This is a genomic window from Paraglaciecola sp. IT1134 (genome assembly GCF_058068185.1).
In genome coordinates, this window is sequence record NZ_CM176486.1 from 4971878 (window position 1) to 4988819 (window position 16942).

The 16942-nt window shown below is 46.1% G+C and carries 15 protein-coding genes, 1 tRNA gene and 1 rRNA gene; 6 read left to right on the forward strand and 11 right to left on the reverse strand.

The window, feature by feature from the left end; all coding sequences use genetic code 11:
* Positions 1 to 21: 21 nt before the first annotated feature.
* A tRNA-Ile gene (locus AC3RV5_RS21680) sits at positions 22 to 98 on the reverse strand.
* Positions 99 to 335: 237 nt separating this feature from the next.
* Positions 336 to 1872 (reverse strand): 16S ribosomal RNA (locus AC3RV5_RS21685).
* Between the two features lie 586 nt (positions 1873 to 2458).
* Between AC3RV5_RS21685 and AC3RV5_RS21690 the strand changes: the two genes are divergently transcribed.
* Positions 2459 to 2920, forward strand: coding sequence for an RNA recognition motif domain-containing protein (locus tag AC3RV5_RS21690; RefSeq protein WP_489729634.1), 462 nt, complete (start codon positions 2459 to 2461; stop codon positions 2918 to 2920).
* 154 nt (positions 2921 to 3074) lie between these two features.
* Here the strand turns inward: AC3RV5_RS21690 and AC3RV5_RS21695 are convergent, their stop codons facing one another.
* The 4 genes from AC3RV5_RS21695 to AC3RV5_RS21710 all read right to left on the reverse strand — a co-directional run bounded on the left by AC3RV5_RS21695 (position 3075) and on the right by AC3RV5_RS21710 (position 7387).
* Complete coding sequence (locus tag AC3RV5_RS21695) at positions 3075 to 4265, reverse strand: amino acid aminotransferase (protein ID WP_489729635.1); 1191 nt, start codon at positions 4263 to 4265, stop codon at positions 3075 to 3077.
* A gap of 85 nt (positions 4266 to 4350) precedes the next feature.
* Positions 4351 to 5118 (reverse strand): NRDE family protein, encoded by a 768-nt coding sequence (locus tag AC3RV5_RS21700; RefSeq protein ID WP_489729636.1) that lies wholly within the window; start codon positions 5116 to 5118, stop codon positions 4351 to 4353.
* A 26-nt stretch (positions 5119 to 5144) separates the two neighbouring features.
* Positions 5145 to 6119, reverse strand: coding sequence for an FHA domain-containing protein (locus AC3RV5_RS21705; RefSeq protein ID WP_489729637.1), 975 nt, complete (start codon positions 6117 to 6119; stop codon positions 5145 to 5147).
* Entirely contained in the window at positions 6110 to 7387 is a 1278-nt protein-coding gene (locus AC3RV5_RS21710; RefSeq protein WP_489729638.1) for a S1 family peptidase, read from the reverse strand. Before AC3RV5_RS21710 ends, AC3RV5_RS21705 begins: the two co-directional genes overlap by 10 nt.
* A gap of 356 nt (positions 7388 to 7743) precedes the next feature.
* Between AC3RV5_RS21710 and AC3RV5_RS21715 the strand changes: the two genes are divergently transcribed.
* The gene (locus tag AC3RV5_RS21715) at positions 7744 to 7875 is read left to right on the forward strand and encodes a hypothetical protein (protein WP_489729639.1); all 132 of its coding nucleotides are present in this window, start codon (positions 7744 to 7746) and stop codon (positions 7873 to 7875) included.
* 86 nt (positions 7876 to 7961) lie between these two features.
* Positions 7962 to 9203, forward strand: a complete 1242-nt coding sequence (locus AC3RV5_RS21720) for a cystathionine gamma-synthase family protein (RefSeq protein WP_489729640.1) — start codon at positions 7962 to 7964, stop codon at positions 9201 to 9203.
* Between the two features lie 65 nt (positions 9204 to 9268).
* Here the strand turns inward: AC3RV5_RS21720 and AC3RV5_RS21725 are convergent, their stop codons facing one another.
* Both AC3RV5_RS21725 and AC3RV5_RS21730 read right to left on the reverse strand, forming a co-directional pair.
* A complete protein-coding gene (locus AC3RV5_RS21725) occupies positions 9269 to 9661 on the reverse strand; it encodes an OsmC family protein (protein ID WP_489729641.1) in 393 nt (130 codons plus the stop codon).
* A 39-nt stretch (positions 9662 to 9700) separates the two neighbouring features.
* Positions 9701 to 10534: a CvfB family protein gene (locus AC3RV5_RS21730; RefSeq protein ID WP_489729642.1), complete on the reverse strand. Its 834-nt coding sequence runs from the start codon at positions 10532 to 10534 to the stop codon at positions 9701 to 9703.
* Between the two features lie 181 nt (positions 10535 to 10715).
* Between AC3RV5_RS21730 and AC3RV5_RS21735 the strand changes: the two genes are divergently transcribed.
* Together AC3RV5_RS21735 and alr are read left to right on the forward strand one after the other, a co-directional pair.
* A complete protein-coding gene (locus tag AC3RV5_RS21735) occupies positions 10716 to 11573 on the forward strand; it encodes an aminotransferase class IV (RefSeq protein ID WP_489729643.1) in 858 nt (285 codons plus the stop codon).
* Positions 11574 to 11597: 24 nt separating this feature from the next.
* Entirely contained in the window at positions 11598 to 12692 is a 1095-nt protein-coding gene (alr, locus tag AC3RV5_RS21740) for an alanine racemase (protein WP_489729644.1), read from the forward strand.
* A 19-nt stretch (positions 12693 to 12711) separates the two neighbouring features.
* On the opposite strand, the gene cmoB is transcribed toward alr, so the two are convergent.
* Positions 12712 to 13683, reverse strand: coding sequence for a tRNA 5-methoxyuridine(34)/uridine 5-oxyacetic acid(34) synthase CmoB (gene cmoB / locus AC3RV5_RS21745; protein WP_489729645.1), 972 nt, complete (start codon positions 13681 to 13683; stop codon positions 12712 to 12714).
* A 36-nt stretch (positions 13684 to 13719) separates the two neighbouring features.
* Positions 13720 to 14454 (reverse strand): carboxy-S-adenosyl-L-methionine synthase CmoA, encoded by a 735-nt coding sequence (gene cmoA / locus AC3RV5_RS21750; RefSeq protein ID WP_489729646.1) that lies wholly within the window; start codon positions 14452 to 14454, stop codon positions 13720 to 13722.
* Positions 14455 to 14668: 214 nt separating this feature from the next.
* Here cmoA and AC3RV5_RS21755 point away from each other — a divergent pair, with 214 nt between their 5' ends.
* Positions 14669 to 15307 (forward strand): LuxR C-terminal-related transcriptional regulator, encoded by a 639-nt coding sequence (locus AC3RV5_RS21755; protein ID WP_489729647.1) that lies wholly within the window; start codon positions 14669 to 14671, stop codon positions 15305 to 15307.
* A 70-nt stretch (positions 15308 to 15377) separates the two neighbouring features.
* On the opposite strand, the gene AC3RV5_RS21760 is transcribed toward AC3RV5_RS21755, so the two are convergent.
* Complete coding sequence (locus AC3RV5_RS21760; protein ID WP_489729648.1) at positions 15378 to 16808, reverse strand: DUF5610 domain-containing protein; 1431 nt, start codon at positions 16806 to 16808, stop codon at positions 15378 to 15380.
* Positions 16809 to 16942 lie beyond the last annotated feature (134 nt).

Consider the following 16942-nt stretch of genomic DNA (forward strand, 5'->3'; position numbering starts at 1 on the left):
AACGCAGCATAGGCGTGAATTTGGTAGGCTTGGGCAGACTTGAACTGCCGACCTCACCCTTATCAGGGGTGCGCTCTAACCAGCTGAGCTACAAGCCTCTTGCTTGGTCTTTGTCATCTATGCTTCCTGGCTACAGAATTTCCTTGATCACTAACAGACGTTAGCTCCCTGCGACACATTCTTCGCGGCGTTGCCTAGATAACAAATACACTGCGCAATACTCTTTCAAGTATCACGACAAGTTGCTTGAATTTCCCAAGCACTTCTTTTGCTCTTCTTTATTAACAACAAAACAATCTGTGTGAACACTCGACCTGACAAGGCCTGCCTAATAGTAAGGAGGTGATCCAACCCCAGGTTCCCCTAGGGTTACCTTGTTACGACTTCACCCCAGTCATGAATCACAAAGTGGTAATCGTCCTCCCGAAGGTTAGACTAACTACTTCTTTTGCAACCCACTCCCATGGTGTGACGGGCGGTGTGTACAAGGCCCGGGAACGTATTCACCGCAACATTCTGATTTGCGATTACTAGCGATTCCGACTTCACGGAGTCGAGTTGCAGACTCCGATCCGGACTACGATGAGCTTTAAGGGATCCGCTTACTCTCGCAAGTTCGCTTCCCTCTGTACTCACCATTGTAGCACGTGTGTAGCCCTACTCGTAAGGGCCATGATGACTTGACGTCGTCCCCACCTTCCTCCGGTTTGTCACCGGCAGTCTCCTTAGAGTGCCCAACTTAAGGCTGGCAACTAAGGACAAGGGTTGCGCTCGTTGCGGGACTTAACCCAACATCTCACGACACGAGCTGACGACAGCCATGCAGCACCTGTATCTGGATTCCCGAAGGCACTAAAGCATCTCTGCTAAATTTCCAGTATGTCAAGAGTAGGTAAGGTTCTTCGCGTTGCATCGAATTAAACCACATGCTCCACCGCTTGTGCGGGCCCCCGTCAATTCATTTGAGTTTTAACCTTGCGGCCGTACTCCCCAGGCGGTCTACTTATCGCGTTAGCTTCGCTACTCACGGATTAAATCCACAAACAGCTAGTAGACAGCGTTTACGGTGTGGACTACCAGGGTATCTAATCCTGTTCGCTACCCACACTTTCGCACATGAGCGTCAGTTATTGACCAGGGAGTCGCCTTCGCCACTGATGTTCCTCCAGATATCTACGCATTTCACCGCTACACCTGGAATTCCACTCCCCTCTCCAAAACTCTAGCCTGCCAGTTCTAAATGCTATTCCCAGGTTGAGCCCGGGGCTTTCACATCTAGCTTAACAAACCGCCTGCGTGCGCTTTACGCCCAGTAATTCCGATTAACGCTCGGACCCTCCGTATTACCGCGGCTGCTGGCACGGAGTTAGCCGGTCCTTCTTCTGTTGCTAACGTCACAGCTAACGGGTATTAACCGTCAACCTTTCCTCACAACTGAAAGTGCTTTACAACCCGAAGGCCTTCTTCACACACGCGGCATGGCTGCATCAGGCTTGCGCCCATTGTGCAATATTCCCCACTGCTGCCTCCCGTAGGAGTCTGGACCGTGTCTCAGTTCCAGTGTGGCTGATCTTCCTCTCAGAACAGCTAGAGATCGTCGCCTTGGTGAGCCTTTACCCCACCAACAAGCTAATCTCGCTTAGGTTCCTCTTTGCGCGAGAGCCCGAAAGCCCCCTTTGGTCCAAAGACGTTATGCGGTATTAGCCATCGTTTCCAATGGTTATCCCCCACACAAAGGCAGATCCCTAAGTATTACTCACCCGTCCGCCACTCGTCATCTTCAAAGCAAGCTTTGAAATGTTACCGTTCGACTTGCATGTGTTAGGCCTGCCGCCAGCGTTCAATCTGAGCCATGATCAAACTCTTCAATTAAATATTTATCGAACATGAATTTTTGTTGGTAGACACTCATCAAGTGAGTATCCACACAGATTGTCTTGTTATTAATTGTTAAAGAGCGTTTCGCGGCGATGAACACCGTACTTCGATTTCATCAGCGCAAGGTGACGGCCATTCAATGACGTCACCTAGTTAATCTTTCTGCTTAAGTTGTCCGAAGACCCTCTTAAGCGGGAGGCGTATATTACGTTGTTCGTTTTGGTTGTCAAGGTTTTATTTAATTTTAATCCCAAACTAAACCGCCTTGCAACCCGCTAATCTCTTGACTCTTACGAGTCTTGAACCCCCAGCCTGAGCCGGTATCGTTTCAGCGGTTTAACCTGCTGTCCCGAAGCGAGGTGCGCATTATAGACACCCCGTCGATGAGCGCAACCCTTATTTGCAAATAATTGTTTAAGCGGACAATTTATACCCAAGTCGCTCATATAGGCAGCAGCTTGCTGGTTTTCAATCCAGTATTTAAGCAGGACAAAGCTAATTAGTTGGCGAATATGTAATAAATGAGTAACATAGCTCTGCCTTTTTATTCTTATAAACACACAATCTTTTAGGTAGATACATGAAATCATCCATTACAATAAATATAATTCTTGCCATTATTCTTGCCGCTGTGGGCTACTTTGTTTTACCCCTACTCGCCCCTAGCCTTGATCCCGCCTTGGCGTTAGCCGTGGGTATCTTGATAGGTGGCATTTTAATTCCCCTACTTTGTTCATTAACAGGCGGTAGCTCAACCACTACCAGTGAGACAATTGATGATCAAGACAGCAAAACGCTTTATGTTGGTAACCTTCCCTATCGTGCCAATGAGCAAGCTGTTCAGGAACACTTTGAACTTCAGGGGCAAGTGCATTCCGTTCGTTTGATGAAAGATCGTCGTACAGGTAAACGCAAAGGTTATGGCTTTGTGGAAATGAATGCAGCTGGAGCAGAAAAAGCAATCCAGAATTTGAATGATTCCGAATTTCAAGAGCGTACACTTAAAGTACGCATGGCCAAAGATAAAGTAGACGAAGAATAATCGCTTACTTCGAGCAGTTTTAACCCTGCTTTGATCATTGCCATCAAAACCGATAAACCTAACTTATCGGTTTTTTTATGGCTGAAATTTGTCTAAAAAAATACCGCTTAACTAACGAGCGGTATTCAATAGCGTAGTTGGGGCGTGATATCCCTTACAACACAGATACCAAGGCAGTAGCCAACGCGTCAACATTTTTATTGCTGATCCCGGCGATATTCACCCGGCTTGAATCAACGAAATAAACACTGTGTTCGTCTCGCATCCGTTGGACTTGTTCGGGGGTAATACATAAATAAGAAAACATGCCTTTTTGGCTATTTACAAAACTGAAGTCCATGGGCGCACCTTTTTCGGCTAGCTTGTCCACCAGCAAGGCCCGCAAGCTTCGCATGCGAGTACGCATATCTTCCACTTCTGCTATCCATTCATTACGCAAGTCATTATCGCGCAAAATAATACTGACCAGGGCACCACCGTAAGACGGTGGCATAGAATAAATACCCCGGGCGATAGATTGGATTTGGCTTTGCAGGGCATTTTTGGTCCGGCTATCAGCGCTGATCATAACCGCCAGGCCCACCCGCTCACGATACAGGCCAAAGTTTTTCGAACAAGAAGCCGCAATAAGCACCTCAGGTAAATTATCCACTAACAATCGGATGCCGTACGCATCTTCTTCTAGGCCGTCACCAAATCCCAGATAGGCAATATCCACAAAGGGCACAAAACCCCGTTGCTGGGCTAGTTCCAATACCTTCTGCCATTGCTCTTTGGTTAAGTCAGCCCCAGTGGGGTTATGACAACAACCATGCAGCAAGACCACGTCACCTTTTTTTACTAGGCTGAGGGTCTTAACCATGGCATCGAAATTGATGCTTGCATCCGCTTTATTAAAGTAGGGGTACATTTCTATCTTAAGACCGGCGTTGCCAATCAAAGGAATATGATTGGCCCAAGTCGGATCGCTGACCCATACGGTCAGTTCGCCATTACAACGTTTAAGTAGTTCTGCCAGAATACGCAAGGCACCACAACCGCCGGGTGCTTGAACGGCAGCGACCCGGTCTGCAAGCAAGACCTGATTACCTTTGCCTAACAACAAATCAAGCATGCCATCTATATAACCTTGCACTCCTTGGGGGCTTATATAGGTTTTTGAATCTTCCTGCTCGAGTAAAATTCGCTGTGCTTTTGCCACACAGGACAGAATAGGCGTATGTCCTAATTCATCTTTATAGACACCCACACCCAAATCAATCTTGGCTGGGTTGGTATCTGCTTTGTAAGCAGTGGAGAGTCCCAATATGGGGTCGGCAGGCAATTGCGGCAGTACTTCAAACATGTTGTTCCTCGGGGAAATAGTTATGAGCGGGTTAAACGGTGGCCATTATGCCATTCAAAGGACATTTTTCGAACTTAAAATGCTGCTATTTTATATCGAAATGATAGCTATTTTCAGCAACACACTCCGCTCCATTATCAAATGTACGTTCTTGCCACCTTACACCTTGGTGCTTATCCACTAATAACAAAGTAGATGAGCGTGTTCCATACTCTGGACTTTGAATGAAAATAGAAGACAACTTACGCTCCCATTCTATAGATACACCAGTTTGTGGCAAGTCATCATCAGCCGCTAGGGTATCGTCTCTCAATAAAGCAAAAAGCTGCTCAGATTCAACCTGGTGATCGTCTGCGCAATAGTCTGTTAGTCGTTTCATGCCTTTGGCGGCTTTTGGCCAGGGGCTATTTAAACTGGCATTGGATAAGCCATACACCCCAGGCGTGAGACGCCTCACCTGCTTATCAGAGTTATTGAAAACCCGCAGATCATGCCAGTGACCAAACAATAAATTAAAACCGTTATATTGCTCAGATCCCCGATTTAGGGTTTGTAGATACTGTTTTGCACTGGGCGACTGTTGTAAATAGTCAGTGACCAGTTTGCCCCGGGTTAGCGCCAGTGGATTGTTGTGTTGCGGGTCTCGAATGTTGGTTAGGGCACCAATCTGGCCCCGGCGATTAATACCCATCCAACTGCCCCCAGCCTGTAAATCCCGGCCTGCGAGCATATCCGGGCACTCATGCCAAAATCTGGACTGGGCAGTAGGCCGGGCAAAAAACTCGTCTCGATTGGCCGCAATGATCAACGGATAAGCCGAATGCTGATTTACCGCAATAAAAAGGATACACATAAGGCTAGCCTGAAACTATAGCGCTGTTAGTCATGTGTGGAGTTTTCTTCTACCAGTTGTTGTTGCACCTCAGCAAATAAGTCACTACCTTCGTCCAGTAAAACGGATAGGTCTGCGGCGGGCACAATCCGATAAGCTGGCGGTAACAAGGTGGCGTCATAATCTGGTCTAGGGCTAAATTCACCACTGCCTAGCAGTACTACACTCAAAATTGGCAACAGCAAGATAATGGACAAACTGCAGGCGAGAATATTGCGTCTTTTGTTACTTTGATGAAACGCAATAAACAGGCATAGCCATATAAAGGCAAACAGTATTGCGCCAAACACCAATAATTCTATCCACATCAAGTTTTGCGGGGCATTGAAGTTAAAGGATAAAAATTTCTGTAGTAGATAGAGGCCGTACAGGACAAATAAGGTGAGCCACAGAATATTGAACTGACTTACCACTCTGCTTTCTTTCTTAAACACCTTGCCCATCACGGCAAATAACAAAGGCCAGGCACTTAACAAGGCCATTTGCCCCATTTCTTTGGGCAACATAGTGGCTAATTTATATTCATCTGCACTGCCTATAAAACTGGAAACCAGTGACAATACCAGATAAGCGATTGTCAGACATATAGCCAGGGCACTGCTGGAAAGCCAACTAAGGTTTTCTTCTAGTCGACTTAAAGCCAAAGTGGCAGCCACAGACTGATTGGAATTAATCACCTTGAGACGGGTACGTCCCAATTTGAGCACATCCTCACCGTACAACTGACCGTCTTGGGCAAGATAGCCATTCACTTCTGTACCATTTACCGAGTGGCAATCCTGGAATGTAAGCACCCCATTATCTGTTCCTTGACTGATACGCAGATGTTCGGAACAGACATAAGGATCATCCAGTCTTAAGTCACAATGGTGATCGCGACCTATGGATATTTCCGATTTATCAAATTTGAAATATTTAATTGTCTGGTGTTTTCCGGATAACAGCTCCAAAACTATTGCCATGAGATTGCCCCCATAAATTGCTGGGTAAACTTTAATGCCGAATCCTTGCTTACACCGGCCAAAGTAAAATGACTGATCAAACCTTGAGTCTGATGATCCAAGGTGGCACCTATATACAATACGTCGTACAAGTCGGCGAATTCTTTGTAAGCACGTAGACAGAAAGTGGTTTTCATAGTGACCGCATGCTGATTGATGATGTTATTTTGCTGACATTGATAATTGCTTACATCGATTTTGCTGGCTAAATTCCCCGCACCGGCTCCTGCGATACTCTGGCCGTAAAAACTGTAGAATCTGTGCTGACCAAAGTGCTCACTGCTCAACCATTCAAATTCTATTTCCAACCCACCGGTGCGCAATCCAGTGTGCAAATATATCTGTTCGTCTAAGCGACAACGATTTTCCACTGATAAATACAAAGCTTCCTCATTGGCACTGTTAGAATCCCCCCAACAAGACAAAAACTGACCTATGCCTGTTGGTACATTAGCTTCGCCCAATAAACTGCTTTGCCAAACTCCTTCACTTAGGCGCGTAATTAATTGTTGCTGATTGTCGAGCAACTGCAGGCGGATCGTGGCTTTATATTCTTCCCGGCTGAGCGTCTTTTTATCTTCACCGGCCAACAAGGAACGCAGTTTATTTAGGGGAATTAAAAAACCAATTTGATTCCCAGCCGTGGCGACATTCACCCCTACAACCTGTCCTTTGGTGTTAACCGCGGGACCACCACTCATACCCGGGTTAATCGAGCCAGTAAAATGTATCCGTTGATAAAAACTGTTTTTCTTCAAGCCATTGAACGTCCCAGGCACCACTATCATGCCCAAATCATGAGGATTTCCCAGGGAATAGATTGCTCCGCCTTGTTCTGGCAAGGACGCAGCAAGGGCAAAAAAATCGGCATCATTCTGTGGCGCAACCTTATTAACTATGGCCAAATCATTGATCACATCAAAATTAGCCAGTTGCAGTGCCCCTGTGCTGCCATCAGCACTAAGGTATTCCATACGATATTTATCCGGAAAATACACATAGTCAGACACCACATGATAATTGGTCACAAGGGTACCGGCTTTGTCAATTTGAAACCCTGAACCTATGGAGGATTTATTACCGGAGCCAAGTTCGATAAGCCGAATCTGATAAAGTGCTCCTTGGTAATGACTGAAAAGATTTTGTGCCGTTTGCTGGCCCTGACAATAGACACTAAAGAGCGCCAAAAAACATAACATAGTTCTCAAAATCCAGCTTTCCTCATTCATTTACCTTTCCAGGTCCTGTTTATCACGAACAGTCATTCACCCTCGACAAAGGGTTTGACATAGGGGAGTATTCCCACAGTGTAAATTGGTCAAGCCAAGAAAGAAATGGATGATAGTTTAAATACGCCAAAACTGAGCGCAGACATCCCAAGGATCGGCAATGTTATATACCCAAGTGACCTCAAAATGCAGAGATCACTTGGGTATAATTTGCTGGCTGGGCAGAACGGTCTTACGTATGATGGGCTAAGTCACACGGCGTCGTTGAGCAAATGGTCCGACAAATACGCGCTGCCAAGCAAATAATATTCTGCCTGACTCCCGACGGGACGCGCAGTAGACAGGAAAGCTGGAAAATGGGCTTATTACATATAGCTCATAAAGCTGGCATTCCTGTGTTTTTAGTGGCTTTTGATTATAAGAAAAAACAAATTAAATTAGGCCCAGCGCGCAAAGTAAGCGACGATACACGAGCTGAGTTAAATTAAATTTATCGGCATTACTCCTCCGTTCAGGCCAAATATCCTGCTTACGTAGCGACCAATAGAATTATGCCCAAAGACGGAGACAAAGATTGAACAAGCAAGGCTTCACCACCCGATTAGTACATGCAGATCGCCTAATTAATAAACCGCAAAATGGTGCGGTACATCAGGCAACCGATAATTCAGTGCTGTTTGAATTCGACAATGCTCAGGATTTAGTTGATGTGTTTCAAGGCAAACAGGCAGGGCATGTATACGCTCGTTCTTCGTCCGCTTCCAGTGTCGCCTTGCAAAACATACTCGCTAATTTGGAAGGCGGTATCGGTGCGATCACTTTTGCCACGGGTATGGCTGCGATAAGCGCGACATTATTAAGCCTATTGCAAGCTGGGGATCACCTGATCATGAGCCGGTTTTTATTTGGCAACACCAGTAGCCTGTGCAAAACCCTGCAGGGGTTAGGTATACAGATTAGTTTCGTTGATGTGACCGATATTAAAGCCGTCGAAGCCGCAGTCGCAACCAATACCAAAATAGTGTTCGCAGAAACCATTGCCAATCCGGCCACTCAGGTTGCCGATTTGCAGGCCATTGGCCAGCTGTGCGCCCAACGGGACTTAGTGTTTGTTGTCGATAACACCATGACCCCGGCCAATGTGTTCTCCTCCAGAAGTGTGTTGGCCTCTTTGACTATTGCCTCATTAACCAAGTACGTCGCAGGCCACGGCAGTGTATTGGGGGGAGTGGTAATAGATACAGGACTGTTTAATTGGCCGAGTTTCGAGAACATTTTGTCTTTGTACCGCACTGCCGATAAACAGCAATGGGGCTTAACCCAAATAAAAAAGCGGGGATTACGGGATATGGGCGCCACTTTAGCACCGGCATCAGCCCATGCTATATCCCTGGGATTGGAGACTATGGTACTTAGGGTCGAACGTATATGTGACAACGCTATGCGCCTCGCCTCCTATTTGCATACCCATGAACAAGTTAAAAACGTTTATTACCCGGGCCTGGCAGATCACCCGCAACACTTTTTGGCCAGGGAGTTATTTTCCGGTTATGGCGGCATTGTCAGTATAGATCTCGCTGAGCATATCGACCCTCTGGCTTTCCTAAATGCAATGCAACTGGTGATTTGCGCCACTCATCTAGGTGACACTCGCACCTTGGGTTTACCAGTGGCGCAAACTATATATTTTGAAAATACCCCCAAGCAGCGCGCCGAAATGGGTGTGAGTGACAAAATGTTACGCTTTTCTATCGGTATAGAAGATATAGATGACATAGTGGCAGACTTCACCCAAGCATTTGCGCACTTCGCCTAACCACCCAGCGCAAAGAGCGGCATGTAACACTCACGGATTGAGTGCCAAGCCTGCAGTGAGCTACCTTAATTAAGCTTATAACTGGTGGTAATTTCGACGTTACTTGTTAGCATTAACATCACCGAGCAATATTTCTGGGCAGATAAATTTACCGCTCGGGCCACATGTTTGTCGCTTAGGTCTTGACCTTCAAGTTCAAAATGGGCGTGTATTGAGCGGAAAACCCGAGGCGCAGTATCCTCTCGTTTGCCCGTCAATTCGCATTTGCAACCGCTTACCTGCTGGCGCGCCTTTTTCAAAATTTTCACCACATCAATTGACGAACAGGCACCTACTGACAACAACACGCTTTCCATGGGTGAGAGGCAGTTGCCTTCTCCGTCCAGCTCCAATTTATGGCCGGTGTCGGTTTCTCCGCTAAAGCGCATGCCATCTTGCCAACTAACAGTTGCTTTCATACATACTCCACTACTTTATTCCATCTGGTGATTAAACCGCTATTTAAGCAAGGTAACTTTACTCTTATCCAGCAAAATACGTTTTTGTTTATATAAGGCGCCCAAAGCTTTTTTATACACACTTTTACTGACATTAAAACGTTTGGAAATTTCGTTAGCCGGGCTTTTATCGGTCAAGGTCGACAAACCATCGTGGGCGATCAAATCATCGATTATCAACTCTGCCAGATCCTTGCGGGCTTCCTCGTCATGGAACTGGAAACACAGGTCAATTTTGTTGTCTTCCCGTATATGTCTGATAAAGCCTTTGAGATGTTGACCGTTACGTAACGGTTTGAAGACTTCGTCCTTAAAGATAAGGCCCAAATGGGAACCATTGATCACGGCTTTGTAGCCCATGTCGGTATGACCGCATATCAGTAAATCTACCGCCTGTTTGGGCGCAAAAATACTGCCATCTTCAATCAGGAAATCACGTAAACGCGTGGATGCTGCCACCCGGCCAGTTTCATCATCATAAAATACATACACCACATATGAGACGCCCTCTGCCATAGGAAAGTCTTGTTCGCTGTAAGGCACCAGTAAATCTTTCCCCAGCCCCCAGTCGAGGAAAGCACCGACATTATTTACGCTGACCACACGCAAAAAAGCGCATTCATCTACTTGGGCCAAGGGTTTTTGGCTGGTCGCCACGATCCTGTCATCGCTGTCGTGATGGACAAAAACCGTAAGCCTGTCTCCCACCTTACAATCGCCGGGCGCTGATTTTGTGGGCAACAAGATTTGCCCCGCATCACCACCGTTGAGATAGAAGCCAAATGGGACCTGGCTAGTCACCTCAAGTGTATTAAATCTACCGATCTGTAACATAACGCCTAACTGTCTATATAAATCGAAATAATACGCTAGTGTAACTGATATCAGCAGTACCGACACGCCGAGCCAAAAAATAAAAACAGCTGGCAAAGATAGTTAAGATCCCTGACGATTTCGTGACATAATTACAATCTTAAACTCCTCTTTTAGCAATTTTTTGGTTCGAGTAGCATTGATGCGTATTGTATTTTTAAATGGTGAATACCTGCCGATGGAACAGGCAAAAATATCGCCTATGGACAGGGGATTCCTGTTCGGTGAGGGCATCTATGAAGTCGTCCCCTCATACGATGCCAAATTAGTGGGTTTTGTACCGCATATTCAGAGAATGCAAGCCGGGTTGGCCGCCATTGAAATCACGCTGGATTACACCGAATCGGACTGGCGTAATATAATGAAAACTCTGATGGATAAAAACGGGTCAGGAAACTTAGGCTTATATTTACATGTGAGTCGAGGCACGGCTCCCGAGCGCTTACATGCCTACCCTAAAAATATAGTACCCACAGTCTTTGCCTTTACCTTCGATATCGGCCCCGAACACATAGCGGATAAACGCCAAGCCAAGATATACAAAGTGGTCAGCGCTGCAGATTTACGCTGGAAACGTTGCCAAATCAAGTCTACGTCCTTGTTAGGTAATGTCATGCACTTCCAACAAGGGCAAGACGCCGGTGTCCAGGAAACCATCTTGTACAATAGTTCGGGTCAGCTAACCGAAGCCAGTTCGTGTAATGTGTTTGTGGTTAAAAATCAGGTGATCACCACTCCGCCTCTGGATAATCAATTATTACCCGGGATCACCCGAAAATTATTGCTCGATATGTTACGAAAAGATGGCCGACTACAAGTTAAAGAACGACCTATCCACATGCAGGAGGTGCGGGCCGCTGACGAGTTGTGGTTAACCAGTTCAAGCAAAGAGATAGCGCCCATTGTAGAACTTGACGGCAAACCCGTGGGTAACGGCCAGGTGGGTGATATATGGCTACTTGCCCAGGCACTTTTCAATAAACATAAATATTCATATTAAGATACAGGACGTTATTTAACCACTATGTCTCGACCGACCACTATTACTATTGACCTCCAAGCAATCAGAACCAATTGCGCCCTCGCCCAGTCACTGGCAGGGAATGCAAATATTATGGCCGTTATCAAGGCCGATGCCTATGGTCACGGCGCGATACCTGTTGCTCGGGCATTAGCGCCCCAGGTTGAGCTATTTACTGTTTCTTGCCTGGAAGAGGCGTTAACCTTACGTGCTGAGGGGATAACCACCCCCATACTTTTGCTCGAAGGTTGTTTTAATCAGATTGAACTGACCACAGCAGCAGACAATACACTGCAAGTGGTGATCCATAACCACCACCAACTAACCCAACTTGTTGAAGCGACCATTTCAAAGCCTCTGACGGTTTGGCTAAAAATTGATTCCGGCATGCATCGTTTGGGTATTGCAGCCAAAGACTGCATGGGGTTTTACCAGCAATTAAAACAAATACCCCATGTCAGAGATATCGTCTTGATGACCCATCTGGCCAGTGCGGATCAATTGCAAAATCCGCTGACCGGCCAGCAAATTGCCTACTTTAAGCAATCCATCGAAAAGCTCCTGACATTGTGCCCACAGACCCAACAAAGTATTGCCAACTCTGCGGCACTGATGGCTTGGCCCGATAGCCGGGCAGACTGGAATCGCCCGGGGATCATGTTATATGGCATCAGTCCGTTTGCAGACCCCCTCAACAACGAAGCTCGCCTCGTGCCAGCTATGACTTTTAGCTCCAAAGTGATTGCTATCAGAGAGGTCAACAGCGGTGAGTCGGTCGGGTACGGCAATACTTGGGTGGCAACAAAGCCATCGGTGATCGCTACAGTGGCGGTGGGTTATGGTGACGGTTACCCCCGGGGGGCTAAATCCGGTACGCCGGTGTTGGTCAATGGTCAGCGCACTCAACTGGCTGGTAGAGTATCCATGGATATGCTCTGCCTGGATGTCACCCAGTTAGATGTGGTAAATATCGGGGATGACGTTGAACTGTGGGGCAAGCAGTTGTCCGTCAATGAAGTGGCAACCTGGGCGGACACCATAGGTTATGAATTGGTTACCCGCATGCCCGCTAGAGCGAGGCGCATTTACCACAACTGATGTGTATGTATCACCCGCCTCAACGCTGAGCAATAATCACCGCTCGCAAAGGAGCGGGATATCCTTCGATGGTTTTCGTAGGATCATCTGGGTCAAGGAAATCAATCAGGGATTGACTGTCCATCCATTGGGTTGCCCGCTGCTCGTCAATAGTCGTGACGGCCAAATCAACTACCCTAATATTTTTAAATCCTACTCTGGCCAACCATACTTCCAACGCAGCAGTACTGGGTAAAAACCACACATTGCGCATTTGCGCATAACGTTCGCCAGCCATTAATACACAATTTTCGTCCCCTGGTACCACTAACGTTTCAAGTACGAGCTCCCCTCCCTGGCGCAGTTGATTTTTCAGTTGGTACAAGAAATCGATAGGACTTTTACGATGATAGAGAACGCCCATGGAAAAAACCGTGTCAAAAGCATTAAGTTCAGGCAATTGCTCGACCCCTATGGGCAAAAGATGGATACGCGGGTCTGGATTAAAATGTTTAATCGCCTGAAACTGCATCAAAAACAGTTGCGAAGGATCGGCCCCCACTACCATCCTGGCGTTTTCACCTAACATACGCCACATGTGATAACCACTGCCACAGCCCACGTCCAATACGTATCGATTTTTTAACGATTGAATGTGTGGTTGCACCCTCTGCCACTTCCAATCGGAACGCCATTCCGTATCCACATGAATGCCATGGATATAAAAAGGACCTTTACGCCAGGGTACAAATTGTTTGAGTAACCCGCTTATCTGTTTTTGGGTATAAACATCAATGTCGGCAGCGTTGCCCAATTCCACCTTATCCAGCAAATTGATCCTTGAAATCTGGGTTTGAGGCAATTTGTCGAGCAGTTTAAGCCACTTATTGAAATCTCCATGCAGTTGTTCCTTTTGCCAAGTAGCTATTTGTCCCGGCAAAACTTCCAGCCAATGACTAAGAGGAGACTCAGCAATTTGTTGATAAAAATGATTGAACCAGTTCACGGCCATAAGTTACTGCCTAATTTATGCTGCTAGTAAATATAATTATTGTTTAATAGCGACCAGCGAAGCGAAATTAAAACATTGGAACCATAACACTACTTCGCTAAATCCAGCATTTAACAATCGGGATTTATGGGCTTCAAATGTCTCGGCGCGCAATACATTTTCCAGTGACTCCCGTTTCTGACTGATCTCAAGTTCGCTGTACCCGTTTCTACGCTTAAATTCATGATGCAGATCGATTAGCAGCTCGTTACCCTGTGCAGAGCCATGCTGGAGTTTTTCCGACAATATCAGGATCCCCCCAGGGTTTAAGCCCTGGTAGATGCTTTGGATTATATTTTGGCGTTGCTCAAGGGGAACAAATTGCAAGGTGAAATTCATGACCACGCTAGATGCATTATGGATGGCAACATTTTGTAAGTCATCACATATCACTTCAGCCGGGGTTTTGGATTTAAATGCCTTTAGATGTAAACGACAGCGCTCGACCATAGCCACTGAGTTGTCGACCGCAATAATCCGACACCCCTGTGCCTGAATATACCTGCCTGCTGCCAAACTTACCGCCCCAAGGGAACAGCCCAAATCATATATTAGGCTTTTGTCCGTGGCATAACGACCGGTTAATTGACCGATGGCATCGACAATGGTGTTATATCCCGGAACTGACCGCTGGATCATATCGGGGAACACTTCCGCCACCGAATCGTCGAAACGAAAACCATCAACTTGCTGTAGTGGCTGAGAATAGATGGCGTCTTTGCCTGAATGCATAATATATTGATAGGTCAATCGGATGAATGGCAGGATTCTACCCTCATGCCCGGGTGCGATCAATTTCCTTTAGTTTAAGTTTGTCCCCCATAGGGGTGGTATATCTTGTAACCTTATTTATTGAACATAGTTATTGCATTAATCTCTTCATTATTTGCGACTAAAGTATTAGTCTTGTTTTATACAGTAATAATAAATACTCAAAGGCGTTTTAATGGCAAGATTTTTAATCGCAGACGATCATCCACTTTTTCGGGACGCATTAGTTGGCGCATTAGAACCTCTATTTGAACAAGCTAAGATTGTGCAAGCGGACTCTCTAGATTCAACCTTAGTTTGCCTGGAGCAACATCCTGACATGGATTTAGTCCTGCTGGACCTGCACATGCCTGGTTGTGAAAATTTTTATGGGTTAATTCGCGTCACCCAAGATTACCCAAAGGTGCCTGTGGTTGTGATTTCGGCTACTGATTCAGTTGAAGTGGTCTCATATGTCATGAGTTTTGGTGCCAAAGCATTTATTCCTAAATCGACCTCGACCCAATTGCTCTCCGAGGCCCTGTTGGCAGTTATAGATGGTAAAACATGGCTACCGGATGGGCTGAGAGAAAAAATCGCCAGCATTGGAGACGAGGGAATGACGCTGGCACAAAAGCTAGCCGAGCTAACCCCTAAGCAATTTCAGGTATTAAAGCTTGTTCAAGAGGGTCTATTGAATAAACAGATTGCCTATAAGCTTAATGTCAGTGAAGCGACAGTGAAAGCCCATATCAGTGCGGTGTTTCGTAAATTAGAAGTCAAAACCCGCACCCAAGCGGTACTGATACTTAACCAATTGCAGCTTGAAGATTAACTTGCAGCAGATATTATGTGCCTTGGCAGGTGATTGGAAATTAATTGACATGCACCTGCCAAGGTAGCGATTATTGTGGCCCTTGTTTGCTTAAATTCAGTGGTAAACCGTCTATTAATCTCTGATTGAAGGAATAAAAGCGCTGAATGGCAGTGATTAAGTCAGGGGTATGCACCTCCCCCATCTGATTTATCAACCCATTGATTAAATTGTCGTATTCCTCACCACTTTCCAGGGTTTGCCTCGATTGCTCAATCACGTCCAACATTTTATCCAGATAATGAGCAACAGGCTTTACCACTTTGACTGGATCGCCACGGGGGTCGTCCTCGTTAAAATGCGATACTGATTCGTAGGTTTGAATTGATTGTGACTGCTCCACCCGAGTCAATTGCAAGGCAAAACCGGTTAGTTCCTGCTCATCAAAACCGAACTCCAGAGCCTGATTAAACGCAGATTCAACATCACCATTAAAAAACTCATCAGCCAAACTATTTGCATCAGATACCAGTTTGCCGATAGCAACAACCTCTGCCTCATCGAGATCACCTTTGACTGAAAACGAAAAAGCACTACTTTCAAAATGCTGGTAGCTTCGAGTAACAGACACTTCGGCTTTTGTTTGTACTTGCTGCACTTCTTTGTCTGCCAAGTCACTGGTCTGTGCAGGTTCGTCGGTCTGCATAGTGCTCGCCTGTTTAATTGACGGCGTTGTATAGGATTGGTTTAACCCCTCTGCTGCCCCTGGTAGGGGCCGCACTACAGGTTGGTCGTATATACTTTGTTCCTCAGTTTCAACCAGTATCTGACGGTTTATTTCGAATGCATCCAGGTTTTCAAAACGAATATTGACTTCATCCCCATCTAAGGTACGAATAGTTAACTCCCCTGAATCATTGCGCTGATAACTGGCTTGTTGGCTTATTTGAATTTTTTGACTCTGGGCATCCTGGACTGGTACGGCCGTGCCAAATATTTCATCCTGCAGTTTTTGCAAGCCTTGCTCGATAGCGTCTCGGCTGCGGGTTATACCGGTCTTAATTTCGTCATTCATTATGTCGCCTAAGTCTTTTTCAGCCATGGCGATCCCCTTAAGTACGCCGGAGCGCGCCTGCTCAAATAAGGACGTCAGCGCCTTGTCATCCACCCCTTTGCTTTGGGCATTTTTGACCGCTCCGCCCACAAATTTGAGCACATTACGGGCAATCTCTTCAAAATCGAAGAGGCTTTTTTTCGCTTCACTGGTTCCTTCCCCATCGGGGCTAGGGAGTTTGGCTTGTTGATTGTCGATAGCCAAATTTTGATTAAGGGCGTTGTTAAATACCCGGATCCCCACAGCGGTATTCGAACTGAATTTAGTGGTTTGCAAAGACACCTCACTGCCCTGTATACCAATAGCCTGGCGCAACCCAGAATCCCTAAGCTGATTCTGCATACTATTTTGTGCACCCAAATGTTTGGGCTTTTCACTCATAAAAGCTTTAAGTTCATTAATATTCATAATAGATCCCTCACTATCCTCATAAAGGTTATCGGCTGCACTCTGGTGAAATTTAGTACAAAATTACTTTTACTTTGCATAAAACTAATATTGCAGATCCGGGGAAAACACTTAAAATCCCGCGCCATAATCTA